This window comes from Frondihabitans sp. OV104 (assembly GCF_057787745.1).
The window spans coordinates 822,138-837,271 of sequence record NZ_CM173541.1; the positions used below are offsets into that span (position 1 = coordinate 822,138).

18 protein-coding genes are annotated in these 15,134 nt (G+C 71.9%); 8 read left to right on the forward strand and 10 right to left on the reverse strand.

The annotated features are described in order from the left end of the window. Positions 1-13 precede the first annotated feature (13 nt). Complete coding sequence (locus tag AC3CBB_RS03855; RefSeq protein WP_488626065.1) at positions 14-1,000, forward strand: hypothetical protein; 987 nt, start codon at positions 14-16, stop codon at positions 998-1,000. On the opposite strand, the gene AC3CBB_RS03860 is transcribed toward AC3CBB_RS03855, so the two are convergent. Together AC3CBB_RS03860 and AC3CBB_RS03865 are read right to left on the reverse strand one after the other, a co-directional pair. Continuing rightward, positions 997-1,386, reverse strand: a complete 390-nt coding sequence (locus AC3CBB_RS03860; RefSeq protein ID WP_488626066.1) for a hypothetical protein — start codon at positions 1,384-1,386, stop codon at positions 997-999. The two genes, AC3CBB_RS03855 and AC3CBB_RS03860, sit on opposite strands and share 4 nt — an antisense overlap. Continuing rightward, positions 1,376-2,464 carry a DUF6177 family protein gene (locus AC3CBB_RS03865; protein ID WP_488626067.1) on the reverse strand — a complete coding sequence of 363 codons (1,089 nt, stop codon included), beginning with the start codon at positions 2,462-2,464 and terminating at the stop codon, positions 1,376-1,378. Before AC3CBB_RS03865 ends, AC3CBB_RS03860 begins: the two co-directional genes overlap by 11 nt. A 94-nt stretch (positions 2,465-2,558) precedes the next feature. Here AC3CBB_RS03865 and AC3CBB_RS03870 point away from each other — a divergent pair, with 94 nt between their 5' ends. The 3 genes from AC3CBB_RS03870 to AC3CBB_RS03880 all read left to right on the forward strand — a co-directional run bounded on the left by AC3CBB_RS03870 (position 2,559) and on the right by AC3CBB_RS03880 (position 4,731). Next, a complete protein-coding gene (locus tag AC3CBB_RS03870; protein WP_488626068.1) occupies positions 2,559-2,894 on the forward strand; it encodes a DUF1294 domain-containing protein in 336 nt (111 codons plus the stop codon). A gap of 337 nt (positions 2,895-3,231) precedes the next feature. Beyond that, positions 3,232-4,050 carry a hypothetical protein gene (locus AC3CBB_RS03875; RefSeq protein WP_488626069.1) on the forward strand — a complete coding sequence of 273 codons (819 nt, stop codon included), beginning with the start codon at positions 3,232-3,234 and terminating at the stop codon, positions 4,048-4,050. A gap of 168 nt (positions 4,051-4,218) precedes the next feature. Then, positions 4,219-4,731: a DUF427 domain-containing protein gene (locus AC3CBB_RS03880; protein ID WP_488626070.1), complete on the forward strand. Its 513-nt coding sequence runs from the start codon at positions 4,219-4,221 to the stop codon at positions 4,729-4,731. A gap of 71 nt (positions 4,732-4,802) precedes the next feature. Here AC3CBB_RS03880 and AC3CBB_RS03885 read toward each other — a convergent pair whose 3' ends face one another. Beyond that, on the reverse strand, positions 4,803-5,285 hold the full coding sequence (locus tag AC3CBB_RS03885; RefSeq protein ID WP_123504357.1) for a DoxX family protein: 483 nt from the start codon (positions 5,283-5,285) through the stop codon (positions 4,803-4,805). A 44-nt stretch (positions 5,286-5,329) separates the two neighbouring features. Further along, entirely contained in the window at positions 5,330-5,803 is a 474-nt protein-coding gene (locus AC3CBB_RS03890) for an SRPBCC family protein (protein ID WP_123504358.1), read from the reverse strand. Positions 5,804-5,872: 69 nt separating this feature from the next. On the opposite strand from AC3CBB_RS03890, the gene AC3CBB_RS03895 reads away from it, so the two are divergent. Beyond that, positions 5,873-6,301, forward strand: coding sequence for an SRPBCC family protein (locus AC3CBB_RS03895; RefSeq protein WP_488626071.1), 429 nt, complete (start codon positions 5,873-5,875; stop codon positions 6,299-6,301). Positions 6,302-6,310: 9 nt separating this feature from the next. Here AC3CBB_RS03895 and AC3CBB_RS03900 read toward each other — a convergent pair whose 3' ends face one another. Then, positions 6,311-7,354: an ATP-dependent DNA ligase gene (locus AC3CBB_RS03900; RefSeq protein ID WP_488626072.1), complete on the reverse strand. Its 1,044-nt coding sequence runs from the start codon at positions 7,352-7,354 to the stop codon at positions 6,311-6,313. A gap of 66 nt (positions 7,355-7,420) precedes the next feature. Between AC3CBB_RS03900 and ligD the strand changes: the two genes are divergently transcribed. Further along, the gene (gene ligD / locus AC3CBB_RS03905) at positions 7,421-8,419 is read left to right on the forward strand and encodes a non-homologous end-joining DNA ligase (protein ID WP_488626073.1); all 999 of its coding nucleotides are present in this window, start codon (positions 7,421-7,423) and stop codon (positions 8,417-8,419) included. A gap of 6 nt (positions 8,420-8,425) precedes the next feature. On the opposite strand, the gene AC3CBB_RS03910 is transcribed toward ligD, so the two are convergent. The 5 genes from AC3CBB_RS03910 to AC3CBB_RS03930 form a co-directional block, all read right to left on the reverse strand. After that, entirely contained in the window at positions 8,426-8,953 is a 528-nt protein-coding gene (locus AC3CBB_RS03910; protein ID WP_488626074.1) for a hypothetical protein, read from the reverse strand. Then, positions 8,950-9,837, reverse strand: coding sequence for a patatin-like phospholipase family protein (locus AC3CBB_RS03915; protein ID WP_488626075.1), 888 nt, complete (start codon positions 9,835-9,837; stop codon positions 8,950-8,952). Before AC3CBB_RS03915 ends, AC3CBB_RS03910 begins: the two co-directional genes overlap by 4 nt. Positions 9,838-9,898: 61 nt before the next feature. Beyond that, positions 9,899-11,509: a long-chain-fatty-acid--CoA ligase gene (locus AC3CBB_RS03920; RefSeq protein WP_488626076.1), complete on the reverse strand. Its 1,611-nt coding sequence runs from the start codon at positions 11,507-11,509 to the stop codon at positions 9,899-9,901. A gap of 37 nt (positions 11,510-11,546) precedes the next feature. Beyond that, the gene (locus AC3CBB_RS03925; protein WP_488626077.1) at positions 11,547-11,975 is read right to left on the reverse strand and encodes an acyl-CoA thioesterase; all 429 of its coding nucleotides are present in this window, start codon (positions 11,973-11,975) and stop codon (positions 11,547-11,549) included. Then, complete coding sequence (locus AC3CBB_RS03930) at positions 11,972-12,625, reverse strand: QsdR family transcriptional regulator (RefSeq protein WP_488626078.1); 654 nt, start codon at positions 12,623-12,625, stop codon at positions 11,972-11,974. The genes AC3CBB_RS03925 and AC3CBB_RS03930 overlap by 4 nt, the downstream gene beginning before the upstream one ends. Before the next feature lie 101 nt (positions 12,626-12,726). Between AC3CBB_RS03930 and AC3CBB_RS03935 the strand changes: the two genes are divergently transcribed. Both AC3CBB_RS03935 and AC3CBB_RS03940 read left to right on the forward strand, forming a co-directional pair. Then, on the forward strand, positions 12,727-13,923 hold the full coding sequence (locus tag AC3CBB_RS03935) for an acyl-CoA dehydrogenase family protein (RefSeq protein WP_488626079.1): 1,197 nt from the start codon (positions 12,727-12,729) through the stop codon (positions 13,921-13,923). Next, positions 13,920-15,128 (forward strand): acetyl-CoA C-acetyltransferase, encoded by a 1,209-nt coding sequence (locus AC3CBB_RS03940; RefSeq protein WP_488626080.1) that lies wholly within the window; start codon positions 13,920-13,922, stop codon positions 15,126-15,128. Before AC3CBB_RS03935 ends, AC3CBB_RS03940 begins: the two co-directional genes overlap by 4 nt. The last annotated feature ends 6 nt before the right edge of the window (positions 15,129-15,134 follow it).

Sequence of the window (15,134 nt, forward strand, 5' to 3'; positions counted from 1 at the left end):
CGACAGCAAAGCAGTGAGTCCCACTCTCGAAGAAGTCCAGAGGTCCGCCGACGCCCAACGCGAGCTGGCCCTCACGCTCTTCCGTGCGGCTCCCCCGGGTGAGTGGATCACCCTCGTGAGCGAGTTCGTCGAGGGCGGATCGGCGAATATCGCGAGTTCAGAGGTCATTCGCGCTGATTCGTCCACGGACAGTGTCAGGGGCGGGTTCGCCGTCTTCGAAGCCTGGTCCGCCGTTCGCGCCGCGATGGTCGACGGTGAGAGAGGCACGTGGCTGTCGGCGACCGTGACCATCGAGGCGGCCGGCAGGTTCCACTACGACTTCAACTACGACGTCCGACCGTACGGTGGTTCTCTCACCGGCCTGCTCACGCCGCCCGACGACCCGGACGACGTCATGCCGACCGACGACGACTGGCGCGAAGACCTGCGCCGCTACCCGCGCTCGGCCGAGTTCCTGCCCCCCTGGCTCGCCGCCCTCGCGGGCGTCGGCGATGCCCCCGTGGTCGCGCCCGACGAGGCCCTCGACTCGCCTGTCATCACGGCCGCCCTCGCAGCGCCTGTCACCTGGCCGGATCAGCTCTCCGCGCTCGAGAGCTCACCCGAGTGGAGCGACCTCTTCGCCGCGGTGTCGGCGAGTACCGCCGCGCAGCTCGACGCGAACCGCGACATCGCCTCGGCGCTCGCCTCCGAGAGCAGGCGTGCCGAGTGGGGCGGCTGGCTCGACAGCCTCCTGCAGGCCGTGTTCAGCGACGTGTTCGCGAGCCGCATCGAGTCAGGCGACGTCGCCGGCCTCGAGCGGGTGTGGCGTCCCCTCGAAGCCGCGGGCCTCGCTAAGGCGCCGGCAGGACTCGAGAACGTCGACCGGTCGGCACCCGTCGCCGGGGTCGGCGGCAGGGTGCCCGACGTCGTGACGCGACTGGTCGACGACGTCTCCGACGCGCTCGGCGACCTCATCGGGGGGCAGCTGACCCAGCGGTTCGGAGTGACGCCGAAGGCCTAGGGGGCCGGGTCGGTCGACGGCGGCATCGGCGGGGACGCCAGGTCGACGAGGGTGCCGCCGAGGGCTGAGGCGATCGCTTCGGCGAGGCGGACGGCCAGTTGCTGCGCCGCGCCCCATGGCACGACCACATCGGACCACCAGACGTGCTCCAGGGTGCCCGGCCGAGGCTGGGCACCCGGCAGGATCCGCGCGATCTCGTCGGGCCCGGGGGCGCGCTGCGGGTGCAGGACGGTCACGAGCGGATCGGACTCCGGCGTGCTGAAGCGGGCCAGCAGGCCGCCGGCGTCGAGGTGCAGCGCGATCGGCACCCCGATGGCGTCGGCCGCGCTCCGGAAGGCCGCATCGCCGGGCATCTCGGGCGTCAGCAGCACGAACTCACGGGGCATCGGGGTGCGCCTCTCGGATCGAATCGTTCGTCTGGCGCATGCTCGGGCGCAGGCGCAGGCCGGTCAGCTGCTCCAGGCGGTCGCGGCCGAGCGCCTCGACGACGGCCTCGGCGCGGGGCCAGCCGCCGGTGCGGTCGGCCGGGTCGTCGCGGAGCGGGAAGACGAGGGCCGGCACGCGGGGACGGCCGGCGAGGACGGCTCCGAACCGGTCGGCCATCCCGGCCGGGTCGAGCCCCAGGTCGCGGACCGCCGGGGCGCCGATCAGGAGGGCGACGGGCTCGGGATCCTGCCGCACGAAAGGTCGCGTGGCCAGATCGCGGTTGCCCACGCGTACAAAGATCGAGGCGACGAGGGGGAGAGCCTCGTCGGCCAGCGACGCCAGCAGGCTCGGGGCGGCATGGAACGCGCGGGCCACGGCACTCGACCCGGGCGCGCCGACGCCGACGAGGCCGGTGACGACCTCCTCGACGCCGCGGTCGGTGCGTCGCCCCAGGAGGCTCGCCGCCAGGGGGTGCTCGGCTGAGCCGCCGACCAGCACGCGGGTGTCGTGCGGCATGCGGGCGCGGATCGCGGCCGTCACGGCGTCCTTGCTCCACGGCTCGTCGAGGGGCTCGGCGGTGCCCCACCAGGTCGGGGCCGTGGCGCCGCCGAGGGTCGCGAACACCTCCACGGCACGGCCGAGGCGGGTCGCGTCGTCTGCCCGGTGCCGGATCGAGGCCGACACCACGAACTGCGTCTGGTCGGGCTGCTCGAGGGTGGCGTAGCGCGACGACACGGCGTCGTCGTCAGCGGGCGGTTCGAGCACGGCCTCGACCGACGGCAGCGTGCGGCCGGTGATCCCGTCGCGCAGCCCCTCGGCCGAGCGGACCACCCATGCACCGCCGGCGATCGCCATGAGGTCGCGGTAGGCGTCGGTGAGCCGGGTCTGCTCGTCGCTCACGAGCACCACCCTGAGGCCGGCGGACGCCGCCCGGATGAACAGGTCGGACCGCAGCTGCGTCAGCGCGACGACCCGGGCGCGAGTCTCGGTGTGCGCCATTCCCGGCGAGACGGCGTCGGCGAGCGGATGGAAGGGCACTCGTCCAGGCTAGCTCCGCGTGCCGGGCTGTGTCGTCAGCCGGGGTGATCTGGTGTGCAGGAACGTGCGGCACCTCGCCCAGTACCATCGCCGAGTGCGCTCCCTCCTCTCGTGGCTCTCCCTCCCCGCCTTCGCCGCGCTGTACCTGTGGCGCGCCTCCGTCCGCGAGTTCCCGTCGGGGACCCCGTGGATCTACCTCGCGCTCGGCGTGCTGCTGTTCATCGTCTACGGCGTCGACAAGCGGGCCGCGCGCCGTGGTCGATGGAGGATCAGCGAGCGCAACCTGCTCGTCGTCGGGGTGCTGGGCGGCTGGATGGGCGCCGTCGTCGCGCAGCAGGTGTTCCGGCACAAGACGCGCAAGTCGTCGTTCCAGTGGGCGTTCTGGGCGACCGTGACGGTGAACGCGGTCGTGGTGCTGGCGTTCGTCTGATCATCACCCGGATGTCGGCTGCGTCTGTCATCATCGACGCATCTCGTCGCCCCTGGCTCGTGAACATCGCGGCGTCGGCGGCGTAGCGCTGCGCGCTGCGCTCGGTGGCAAGGATTGCTGGCAGAGGCGTCCTCGTGGGGCGCGCAGTCGGGCGCGGTTCTCCTTGCGGGAGCTGCGCCTCGGCGGCGAAATCCTTCTCGGGCGCGCACGCGTCCTTGTGAGCGAACGCAGGGCGCGGGCGCTGTGCGCGAACGCAGTGTGCGAGCGCGGGGCGACCTCGCCGGGTCTCGTCCTCGAGTACGAGGTCATTGTCGGAGGCATCGCCTAGCCTCGTCTGGTGCCCCGTCGTCCGTCGTCCCGTCGCAGTGCCGTGCCCACGCGGAGTCCGCGCCGGGCAGGGTCGGCTCGCCGCCGCTCGACGGCTGGCCGCGGCTCGGCGAGGCCGCGCGGCGGCAACCGCCGGCGCGCCGGCCTCACGCCGCGGCCGACCCAGCGGCTGCTCGGGTTCGCGCTCGCGATCGGCTCGGGCCTCGTCGTCACCCTAGCCGTCGCGATCGGCATCTCCGCCGTCGCGTCGGGGGTCGGCACCCGGATCGGCGACGCCGCGAACGCAGTCGCGAAGGCCGCCTCGGGCGGAGCCGCCGGACAGTCGGGGACGACGGCCGGCGGAGCCGACGCGGGGTCGGCCGGGGTCAGCTGCCCGGCCGTGAAGGCGGTGCAGGTCGGGAGCGTCCGAGTTCCTGCGGGCCCGATCGCCGGCTACTGCCAGGACCGCCTGATCAACGCCGCCCACATCATCAACGCCGCACGGGCTCAGGGTATCGGCACGCGCACCCAGGCGATCGGCGTGATGACGGCGATGGGCGAGTCGAGCCTCGTCAACATCGACCACGGCGACGCGGTCGGGCCCGACAGTCGCGGGCTGTTTCAGCAGCGCGACAACGGGGCGTGGGGCACGTACTCCGACCGCATGACCCCGTACATCGCGGCAACCCACTTCTTCGACAAGCTCGTGCGGCTGCCGAGCTGGAAGACGCTCGCGCCGACCGAGGCCGCGCACGAGGTGCAGGTCAACGCCGATCCGAACCACTACGCGTCGTACTGGCCGGCGGCCGTCGCGGTCGTCGGGGCGCTGTCGGGGCCCGTGCCGCAGTAGCGCGTGGTCCTTGTGCAAGGACGCCACGTCGCTTCAGAAGGACTGACGCGCCGTCGTGCACGCGTGACAAGGAGGAGCGCGCGTCGGCGCGACCCTGACAAGGACGTCTACGCCCAGAATCCTCGCGAGCGTGTGAGCGCACACGGCGAGCAGGAGCACGATGGCCCCATGCGCCACACCACCCGCCGCCCCCCGCACCGCGTCGACCCCGGCCCCGGCCAGGAGTCCGTCTGGGACTACCCGCGCCCGCCCCGCGTCGAGCCGTCGGGCGAGCACATCGTCGTGCGGCTCGGCGGCCAGACGGTCGCCGAGACGGACGCGTCGTTCCGCGTGCTCGAGACGAGCCACCCGCCGGTCTACTACCTGCCCCGCTCAGCGTTCTCGCCCGGCGCGCTGCAGCCCGCCCCGGGCCGCAGCCTCTGCGAGTTCAAGGGGCAGGCGGCGTACCTCGACGTCGTCGCCGGGGGAGTCGTCGCTCCGCGCGCCGGCTGGTTCTACCGCGAGCCGTGGCCGGGCTTCGAGATGCTGCGCGACACGGTGGCCGTCTACCCCGGCGCGATGGAGTCGTGCGACGTCGACGGCGAGCGAGTCGCCGCGCAGGAGGGCGACTTCTACGGCGGCTGGATCACGGCGCGCATCGTCGGGCCGTTCAAGGGAGCGCCCGGCACGCTGGGCTGGTGACGCTCCGCGGGGAGGCCGTGCCTCATCCGCAGGAACTCGCGCACCGAGCGCGGGATCGATGACGCGGGGCGCTAGTTCCTGCGCCCCATCTCGATCACGGCCGTCGACGCGGCGAAACCGGCGGCGAGGGCGAACAGGGTGCCGCCCACTCCCCACTTCTTCTTGCCGAACAAGGCGTCGAACGAGACGTGCCCGGGGCCGGACGCCACTGCGGCGAGCGCCGCGATGAGCGTCGCGTTGTACTCGTAGCCGCCGTCGGCGTTCCACGGGCCGTTCTTCACGTGGACGGTGCGGATCGCCGTCGTCATGGTGGCGATGAGGCCGGCCGCGGCGAGCGGGGTGGCGGCGCCGAGCACGATGGCCGCGCCCCCGGCGGTCTCCGTAGCCGCGGCGAGGAGCGCGTTGCGCTTGGCCGGGCGGAGTTCGAGCGACTCCATCATGCCGGCGGCGCCTTCGAGGCCGGGGCCGCCGAAGGATCCGTTGAGCTTCTGGAGTCCGTGGCCGATGAAGAAGCCGCCGACGGTGATGCGGAGGAGTGTCGTCCCGAGAGTCATGGTCTCGTTCTACTCCCGCGGAGGTCGCGGCGCACGAGGCTGCGTCAGCCCTTCTCGACCAGCGCCTTGAGCTTCGCGAGCCCGGTCTCGAAGTCGCCGCCGATCATCTTGTCGAAGTTCATGAACAGGCCCATGATGCGCGACATCACGTTCTTGGGGCTGTACATGGTCCAGACGACCTTGGTCGCGCCGTCGGTCTCGAACAGGCCGAAGTGCACCTTGCTCGACGTCGTGAAGGGGCGCGTGAAGTCGAGGTCGATGGTGACGGCGGTCGGCGCGATCTTGGCGACGGTCATGTGGCCCGCTCCGGTCTTGCGGTCGCCGTCCCAGCCGTAGAACGCGCCGACCTCGCCCTGCGGGCCCTGGTACTCGCGCTTGGTGCCGCTCTTCTCCCACGGCGACCAATCGACCCAGGTCGTGAAGTCGGTCAGATAGGGGAGGATCGCGGACGCGGGCGCCGAGATCACCGTCGAGCGGACGGTCGTCGTGTGGTTCGCAGGTGCCTCGGTCGCTGTCATGGCCACACGTTACTGTGGCGGCTCTCCGCCGGGAAGAGCATCATTGCGCGTGACACGTCTGGAGGATCCATGACCGACCATGTTGCACGCGCCATGAAGGTGGTCGACGCCGACCCGGAGCAGTGCTGGAAGGCACTCACCGATCCGGCCCTCGTGAAGCAGTACTTCTTCGGCACCGTCGTCGACAGCGACTGGGAGATCGGCAGCCCCATCACCTACTCCGGCGAGTGGGAGGGCAGGCCCTACCGCGACCACGGCACCGTCCTCGACCGGGCGGAGCCGCTGCGGCTCGTCACCAGCTTCTTCAGCCCGATGTCGGGCAAGCCCGACGTGCCCGAGAACTACCAGCGGGTCAGCTACCGGATCCAGCCGGTCGACGGCGGCTGCCGCGTGACCGTGGAGCAGACCGGGAACGACTCGGAGGAGGCCGCCGCGCACTCGGCGTCGAACTGGCAGACGATCCTCGACGGGCTGGCGAAGGTCGCGCCGATGGCCTGATCGCGTCGCTCAGACGACGATCGCCCCGAAGTCGTACGCGGCAGGGACCTCGAGCTGCTCGAACGTGCAGGTCGAAGCCTCGCGGTCGGGCCGCCAGCGCTCGAACTGCACCGTGTGCCTGAACCGGTGGCCCTCCATCTGGTCGTAGCGCACCTCGAGCACGCGCGTCGGCTCGAGCGGCACGAACGAGACGTCCTTCGAGCTGGAGAACCGGTTGCGCTCGCCTTGAGCGGCGACCGGCGAGCCGTCGTCGTCGCGGAGCAGGAGGGGCGCGAGCTCGTCGACGAGGGCCAGGCGCGTGGCGTTCGAGAAGGCGGAGACGCCGCCCACGTTCCTGAGCTCGCCGTTCTCGTCGTGGAGCGCGACGAGCAGCGAGCCCACCCCGGAGCCCGAGGCGTGCACGCGGTAGCCGATGGCGACCACGTCGGCGGTGCGGTGGTGCTTGATCTTGAGCAGGCGGCGCTTGCCCGGTTCGTAGACGGCGTCGAGCGGCTTGGCGACGACGCCGTCGAGGCCGGCTCCCTCGAACTGGTCGAGCCAGCTGCGGGCGAGCTCGGGGTCGTCCGTGGTGCGTCCGAGGTGCAGCGGCGCCCGGAACGACGCCGACAGGTCGACGAGCGCGGCGCGGCGCTCCGAGAACGCGACGCCGGTGAGGTCGAGGTCGCCGCAGGCGAGGAGGTCGAAGGCGATGAACGAGGCCGGCGTCTCGGCGCTGAGCTTCGCGATGCGCGACGCGGCCGGGTGGATGCGGGCCGAGAGCGCCTCCCAGTCGAGGGTCTCGTGGCCCTCGTCGCCCTGGCGCAGCACGATCTCGCCGTCGAGCACGCACGCTCCGGTGACCTGCTCGCGGACGGCGTCGACCAGTTCGGGAAAGTACCGGGTCAGGAACTTCGACCCCCGGCTGCCGATCTCGACGCCGCCGTCGTCGTCGACGTACACGAGCCCGCGGAAGCCGTCCCACTTCGGCTCGTACGCCAGGCCGGGCCCGTCGGGCACGGCCGCCACGGCCTTCGCCAGCATCGGGCTGACGGGGTTCTGCGCGCTCGGGATCATGCCCCGAGTGTGGCCCGTCGCAGCCGCCGCCGCACGCTCTGCCGGCGGGAGCAGTACGGTGACGGCATGGCGTCAGACGCGGTGATGGTGCAGGTCGGCGAGCGGGAGGTGCGCGTCTCGAGTCCGGGGCGCGTGCTGTGGCCGGAGCTCGGCATCACGAAGCTCGACCTGGCGAACTACCTGGTGACCGTCGGCGAGACGTTCGTGCGAGCCAACGGCGGTCGGCCGATCTCGCTGCAGCGGTTTCCGGGCGGCGTCGACGGCGAGCAGTTCTTCTCGAAGAACCCGCCCCGCGGCACGCCCGACTACGTGCGCGCCACCGACGTCACCTACCCGAGCGGACGCGTGCACCCGCAGCTCGTGATCGACGAGCCGGCCGCGGCCGTGTGGGCCGCGCAGATGAACACGGTCGTGTTCCACCCGTGGGCCTCGCGCGCCGACGCACCCGACTTCCCCGACGAGATGCGCATCGACCTCGACCCGCAGCCGGGCACCGACTTCGCCGACGCCATCGCCGCAGCCGTCGCCCTGCGCGCCGTGCTCGACGAGGTCGGTCTGACCGCGTACGTCAAGACGTCGGGCAACCGCGGCATCCACGTCTTCGCGCCGATCGCGCCGGAGCACGAGTTCCTCGACGTCCGCCACGCCGTCATCGCCGCCGCGCACGAGCTCGAGCGGCGCCTGCCCGACGCCGTGACCGCCCACTGGTGGAAGGAGGAGCGCGGCAAGCGCATCTTCGTCGACTACAACCAGGCGAACCGCGACCGGACGATGGCCGGCGCCTACAGCCCGCGGGCGCTGGCTTCGGCGACCGTGTCGACGCCGGTGTCGTGGGAGGAGCTCGGTGCCGTGGATCCTGCGTCGTTCACGGTCCTGTCGGTGCCCTCGCGGCTCGAGACCGTCGGCGACCCGTGGCAGGCGATGCACGAGACTCCGGGTGGCTCGATCGCCCCGCTGCTCGAGTGGTGGGAGCGCGACGGGTCGCAGGAACTGCCCTTCCCGCCCGACTTCCCCAAGATGCCGGGGGAGCCGCCCCGCGTGCAGCCCTCCCGCGCGAAGAAGTAGCGCCGCTCAGTCGTCGGCGGGCCAGACGCCGTCGAGCAGCAGCGCGATCTGCTCGTCGAGGTAGGCGGCGAGCGCGCGGGTGTCGCCGGCGGAGTTCCACCGCAGGCGCACGGTCCCGTCGGCGCCGAGCAGCAGGGTGCCGCGGCCGTCGGCCAGGGCGGCGGCGCCGGTGTCGACGGGCTCGTAGTCGAAGTTGACGACCTCGCCGTCGGCGAAGCGGCCGCGCATCGCCGCGATCCGCTCGGCGCGGCGCTGCTCGACGCCGAGCGACAGCCCCTGCGGGCGGCCGGTGTCGGTGGCGCGGGTGATCCGGCCGACCGAGAACAGCGACGCGTCGGCGCCGAGCAGCAGGCTCCCGAGGCGCCAGGCTCGGCCGATCGGGGCGATCGCCGGGCTCGACTTGAACGGGCCGAAGCCGCGCGGCTCCTTGACGGCGCCGAGCGCCTCGTCGCGGGCGCCGGCGGCGGTCAGTCGGTCGACCGTGGCACGGAGGAGGACGGCGAGTTCCTGCGCCGCCTCGCCCTCGCGGCTCACGACCAGAAGGCCGCGACCTCGCCGGCGATGCCCGCGGCCTGCGTGCGGCCGGCGAGCGCTGACGGGATGCGCGACGAGTCGTCGAGCGAGTTGCCGCCGAAGGCCTTGAGGCTGGCCTCGTCGGCGGTGATGACCATCACGTCGGCGCCGGCCGCGCGCAGCCCGGCGACGGCCTCGTCGAGCTGGGGCCCGAGCGGGTTGGCCGGGTCTTCGGTGCCGCACGAGAGCACGAGCACCCGGTCGAAGCCGTCTGCGACGTCGGCGTTGGTCGCCGAGCGGGCACCGCCGTCGACGTACGGGTGGCCGCCGATCTCGACGGGCGGGAAGACGAGCGGCACGGAGCAGCTGGCGGCCACGGCACGGGAGAGCGGCACGCCGCTCGACGAGTCGAGCACCTCGAACTCGCCGGTGTCGGCACGGACCACGCACACCCTGAGCGGCGCGGGCGGCCAGCCGAACGCGTCGGGGAACTGACTGCCGAGCTGAGCGAGCAGCGGCGACTCGGCGCCCCGGGCGAAGGCGATCGCGGCCTGGCCGAGCTTGGCGCGGGCCTCCTGCTGGCTGGTCGCACCCGCCACGACGTCCATCACCTTCTGCCCGAAGTCGCTCATGTCGGCTCCGGGCGCGTCGACGCCCTCCGGGGGAGTCGTGACAGCCGAGCCGGCGGCGGCCTGGGCGGCGAAGACGGCCGGCGCCATGCCGAATCGCAGGATGCTCCCCGCCACCGAGCCGGCGCTGGTGCCGACGACGAGGTCGGCGTGGTCGACGTCGACGTCGACCGCGAGCAGCTCGGTCAGGACGCCGAGGTGCCACGCGATGCCGGCGATGCCACCCCCTCCGAGGACGAGGGCGCGGCGGGGGCTGGACGAGGGTGTATCGGTCATGCTCCGAGCCTATTCGCGCTTCGGCCGCCCCCGCTCACGCAAAGAGCGTCGGTGTTCTCGCTCACGCAAACAGCGTGACGAGCTCCCGCTTCAGCACCTTCCCGCTGGCCCCGAGCGGCAGCGACTCGACCACGTGCACCACGCGCGGGAACTTGTACGCCGCCAGGTGCTCCTTGACGAAGGCGATGACGTCGTCGCAGTCGATCGCCTCGCCGGGCCGCGCGACGACTGCCGCGTGCACCTCCTGGCCGTGCACGTCGTCGGGCTCGCCGAAGACCGCCGCGTTCATCACGCCGGGGTGGCGCATCAGGCAGTCCTCGACCTCGCTCGGGTACACGTTGTAGCCGTTGCGCACGATCATGTCCTTCTTGCGGTCGACGATCGTCACCACGTCGTCCTCGTCTTTCGACCCCAGGTCGCCGGTGTGGAACCAGCCGTCGACCATCGCCTGGTCGGTCGCCTCGGGGTTGCCCAGATAGCCCTTCATCAGGTTGTGCCCGCGGATGACGATCTCGCCCATCTCGCCCCGGGGCAGGAACTCGACGTGGTCGTCCACATCGGGCTTCACGATCTCGACGTCGACGCCCCAGATGGGCTTGCCGATCGTTCCCGCGCGCGGGTCGTCCAGGTCGTTCACCGTCGCCACGGGGCTCGTCTCGGTGAGGCCGTAGCCCTCCTGCACGGGCGCGCCGAACGTCTCCTGGAACCGCTCGAGCACGGCCACCGGCAGCGCCGAGCCGCCCGACACCGCGTAGCGGAGCGGCGGGCGCGGCTCGTCGGGCGCGGCTGCCGCGGCGGCGAGCAGGCCGATGTACATGGTCGGCACGGCCGTGAAGATCGTCGTCCTCGTCGCCGCCATCAGGGTGAGCGCGGCGGCCGGGTCGAACTTCGGCAGCAGCACGATCGCGGCGCCGCGCCGGAACACGGTGTTGAGCACCGACGTCTGGCCGAAGGCGTGGAAGAACGGGAGGCCGCCGAACACGACGTCCTCCTTGGCCATGTCGGTGCAGTCGATCAGCTCGGCGCTGACCTGCTCGATCATCGCCAGGTGCGAGCCGACGGCGCCCTTGGGGTGGCCGGTCGTGCCCGACGTGTAGAGGATCGTCGCCGCCGCGAGCGGGTTGACCGACTCGTAGCGCTCGATGGGCGTGGCCGCGGCGGCCTCGACCTCGAGCCGCGCTACCGGAACGGGCGTCGGCGCGTCGGCCGGGAGGAGCACCGACACCACGGGGACCCCGGCGGCTGCCGCAGCGGGAAGCGCCTCGCCGAGCTGGGGCGCCGCGACGATCGCGAGCAGGGCGCCCGAGTCGCGCAGCACGTACTCGATCTCCTCCGACTTGAACAGCAGGTGCACCGGCACGACGATCGCGCCCAACGCGAGCACGGCGTAGTAGGCGCGGCAGAAGTCGGGCACGTTCGGCACGATCAGGGCGACGCGGTCGCCCGGGCCGATGCCGCGCGCGCGAAGGGCCCCGGCGTAGGCACGCGTCTGGTTCCAGAGCTCGCTGTAGGTCGTGGTGCCGCCCGAGAAGAGCAGGGCCGGCCGGTCGTGGTGGCGACGGGCGCTCTCGGCGAGGATCGCGGCGATCGACAGGGTGCCGAGGCCGGGGCCGTCGAGCAGCTCCGCGGTGCCATCAGGGGCGGTGGTCGCGGGGGCGGTGGTGAACGTCATCGTTCGTCCTTCGTTCGGTGATGCGGGTGTGATGAGGTCAGGCGGCGGGGACGGCGAACTCGCTCTCGATGGCGAGCCGGATCCCCGTCGGGATCGGCACGGGTCGCGTCGTCTCCCGGTCGACGAACACGGTGGTGAACGTGCCGACGGCGAGCTGCGTGTCGTCGCGGTCGCGCAGGATCCTGGGTGCCCAGGTCACGCTCGTGGTGCCGAGCCTCGCGATCGAGAGCTCGACCGCGATCTCGTCCGGAAACCCCGCGGAAGCCTGGAACTCGCACGACGACGCGACGCAGAACCCGAGCGCGGGCCCGTGCAGCGGATCGAGCCCCGCCACCGTGATCATCCAGGTGTTGATCGCGGTGTCCATCGCCTGGTAGTACACGGTGTTGTTCAGGTGGCCGTAGACGTCGTTGTCGTTCCAGCGGGTCGCCACGGCGAGGCGGTAGGGGCGGGTTCCGTCGATCATGAGTCCCTCAGAACGTATTCGAACGCCGCGCGGGCCCGCTCGGCGCTGGGCTTCTCGCCCGTGATCAGGTCGGCGTACGTGAACGACTCCGAGATCCGCACGAGCAGGTACGCGAGGTCGTGGATCGGGAGCGAGAACCGGATCGCGCCGCGGGCGACCTCGGCCTCGAGCAGAGCCTCGACGAAGGCCAGGTAGCGGCGCTGCACCTGGCTCTCCTTCGTCGTCAGGACCCGCAGCGCCCGAGCGGGCTCGCGCGTCAGGAACCCCTGAAAGGACGACGCCTCGATCAGGGCGGCGACGAAGTCGCCCAGCACGCGGGTCAGGCGTGCCGCCCCGACGGCGTCGGTCGACCTCTCGATGCGGGTCAGCGTCGGCTCGGCGAGCGACCACAGCACCTCGCTCAGAAGGGCGTCGCGGTTGCCCAGCCAGCGGAACAGCGACGTGCGGTCGACGCCGAGGCCGGCGGCCAGAACGTTCATGTCGACCCGCTCGCCGGCGAGGAACGTCCGGCGCGCAAGGACGAACGCGCGCACCGTGTCGGAGTGGGTGCCGGCGGCCAGGCGGGCCGAGAGCTCGGACGGCACGCGGATCGCGACGCTGCCCGCCCACGACGCCGGCACGGCGGCGGGGGCTGCGGTCTGCGTCGACATGAGAGCACTCTAGGCATTCACAGGGAGTCCGTGCAACATTTTCGAAAACGATGCATGATGGAGGCAACCGGTAGTCACACACCACGCAACGGAGCTGACCAGTGACCCTCACAACACCTGAAACCGCCTACCTGTCGAGCGACTTCTACTTCGCCCAGGACGCCCTCACCGCTCGCGAGAACGAGAACATCCACGAGCTGCGCCACTATCTCGAGACCGAGGTGGCCCCGATCGCCGACGACTTCTGGGAGCGGGCCGAGTTCCCGCACCAGGTCATCAAGCCCCTGGCCGATCTCGGCGCCTACGGCCCGATCTGGGAGGAGTCGCGCCAGTTCGAGAACAGCGCGAAGTTCCGCGGCTGGGCGGCGCTCGAGTCCGGCCGGATCGACGCGAGCGTGTCGACCTTCATCGGCGTCACCTCGGGTCTCGCCATGGGCTCGATCGGCGTCGCGGGCAGCCCTCAGCAGCGCGCCGAGTGGCTGCCGAAGATGGCGACCGGCGAGACCATCGGCGCCTTCGGCCTCACCGAGCCGCTGTCCGGCTCCGACTCGGCCGGCGGCCTCCGCACCACGGCGACCCGCCACGGCGACAGCTGGACCCTGAACGGCCAGAAGCGCTGGATCGGCAACGCCACCTTCGCCGACGTCGTCGTGATCTGGGCCCGCGACACCGCCGACGGCCAGGTCAAGGGCTTCCTCGTCACGACCGACACCGCCGGCTTCACCGCGACCAAGATCGAGCGCAAGCAGAGCCTCCGCATCGTGCAGAACGCCGACATCGAGATGGTCGACGTCATCGTGCCCGAGGAGCGGCGGCTGCAGCGCGGCGACTCCTTCCGCGACACCGCCAAGGTGCTCCTCCTCACCCGCGCCGACGTCGCCTGGCAGGCCATCGGCAACGCGATCGGCGCCTACGAGGCGGCCGTCGCCTACGTGAAGCAGCGCGAGCAGTTCGGCAAGAAGCTGTCGTCGTTCCAGCTCGTTCAAGACCTGCTCTCGCGCTGCCTGAGCAACATCTCGGCCTCCATCGCCCTCTGCATGCAGACCTCCGACCTCCTCGACCACGACCGCCAGACCGACGCGCACGCGTCGATGGCCAAGTCGTTCGCGACGTCGCGGATGCGCGAGACGGTCGCCTGGTGCCGCGAGGTCATGGGCGGCAACGGCATCGTCCTCGACTACGGGGTGGCCCGCCGCTTCGCCGACGCCGAGGCCATCTACTCGTTCGAGGGCACCCGCGAGATGAACTCCCTCATCGTCGGCCGCGCCATCACCGGCACGAGCGCGTTCGTCTCATGACCGAGGCAGTCATCGTCGCGGTCTCCCGCACGCCCATCGGCCGCGCCATGAAGGGCTCGCTCCGCCGCGAGCGCGCCGACGATCTCGCGGCGTTCATCGTGCGCGACGTGCTCTCGAAGGTGCCGGAACTCGACCCGGCCGCCATCGACGACCTCGTGATGGGGTGCGGCATGCCCGGCGGCGAGCAGGGCATGAACATCGCCCGCATCGTCGCCGTGGCGCTCGGCTACGACCACCTGCCCGGCACGACCGTCAACCGGTACTGCTCGTCGAGCCTCCAGTCCACGCGCATGGCGTTCCACGCGATCAAGGCCGGCGAGGGCGACGTGTTCATCTCGGCCGGCGTCGAGAGCGTGTCGGGCGCGGCCCGCGGCTCGAGCGACTACATCCCCGGGGTCGACCTCCGCAACCCGCGCTTCCCCGAGTTCCACGCCCCCGCCGACGGCGGCGACTGGGTCGATCCGCGCCTCCGCGGCGCCCTGCCCGACCCGTACATCTCAATGGGCGAGACCGCCGAGAACGTCGCCGGGATGCTCGGGATCAGCCGTCGCGAGCAGGACGAGTTCGCCGCCCTGAGCCAGAACCGGGCCGAGCAGGCCATCGTCGACGAATTCTGGGCGCGCGAGATCACCCCCTACCCGCTCGCCGACGGCACGGTCATGACCGTGGACGACGGGCCGCGCCCGGGCGTCACGCCCGAGACGCTGGCCGGCCTCAAGCCGGTCTTCCGCGAGGACGGCACGGTCACGGCCGGAAACGCCTGCCCGCTCAACGACGGGGCCGCGGCGCTCGTGGTCATGAGCGACACCCGCGCCGCCGAGCTCGGCATCACGCCGCTGGCCCGGATCATCTCGACCGGGGTCACCGGTCTCAGCCCCGAGATCATGGGGCTCGGCCCGGTGGAGGCATCGCGCCAGGCGCTGGCTCGCGCCGGCATGTCGATCGGCGACATGGACCTCGTCGAGATCAACGAGGCGTTCGCCGCCCAGGTGATCCCGTCGGCGCGCGAACTCGGCGTCGACGTCGAGCGGCTGAACGTGCACGGCGGATCGATCGCCGTCGGCCACCCCTTCGGCATGACCGGCGCCCGCATCACCGGGACTCTGCTCAACGGCCTCCGCACCCGCGACGCCACCTTCGGCCTCGAGACCATGTGCGTCGGCGGCGGCCAGGGCATGGCGATGGTGATCGCGCGGATCTCGTGAGCGGTC

What these genes read in the sequence shown, in the direction of transcription:
- AC3CBB_RS03860 (WP_488626066.1), bottom strand. Translation starts at nt 1,386, where the DNA reads ATGCCCCGTGAGTTCGTGCTGCTGACGCCCGAGATGCCCGGCGATGCG.
- AC3CBB_RS03880 (WP_488626070.1), top strand. Translation starts at nt 4,219, where the DNA reads ATGCGCCACACCACCCGCCGCCCCCCGCACCGCGTCGACCCCGGCCCC.
- AC3CBB_RS03885 (WP_123504357.1), bottom strand. Translation starts at nt 5,285, where the DNA reads ATGACTCTCGGGACGACACTCCTCCGCATCACCGTCGGCGGCTTCTTC.
- AC3CBB_RS03890 (WP_123504358.1), bottom strand. Translation starts at nt 5,803, where the DNA reads ATGACAGCGACCGAGGCACCTGCGAACCACACGACGACCGTCCGCTCG.
- AC3CBB_RS03895 (WP_488626071.1), top strand. Translation starts at nt 5,873, where the DNA reads ATGACCGACCATGTTGCACGCGCCATGAAGGTGGTCGACGCCGACCCG.
- AC3CBB_RS03900 (WP_488626072.1), bottom strand. Translation starts at nt 7,354, where the DNA reads ATGATCCCGAGCGCGCAGAACCCCGTCAGCCCGATGCTGGCGAAGGCC.
- ligD (WP_488626073.1), top strand. Translation starts at nt 7,421, where the DNA reads ATGGCGTCAGACGCGGTGATGGTGCAGGTCGGCGAGCGGGAGGTGCGC.
- AC3CBB_RS03915 (WP_488626075.1), bottom strand. Translation starts at nt 9,837, where the DNA reads ATGACCGATACACCCTCGTCCAGCCCCCGCCGCGCCCTCGTCCTCGGA.
- AC3CBB_RS03920 (WP_488626076.1), bottom strand. Translation starts at nt 11,509, where the DNA reads ATGACGTTCACCACCGCCCCCGCGACCACCGCCCCTGATGGCACCGCG.
- AC3CBB_RS03925 (WP_488626077.1), bottom strand. Translation starts at nt 11,975, where the DNA reads ATGATCGACGGAACCCGCCCCTACCGCCTCGCCGTGGCGACCCGCTGG.
- AC3CBB_RS03930 (WP_488626078.1), bottom strand. Translation starts at nt 12,625, where the DNA reads ATGTCGACGCAGACCGCAGCCCCCGCCGCCGTGCCGGCGTCGTGGGCG.
- AC3CBB_RS03940 (WP_488626080.1), top strand. Translation starts at nt 13,920, where the DNA reads ATGACCGAGGCAGTCATCGTCGCGGTCTCCCGCACGCCCATCGGCCGC.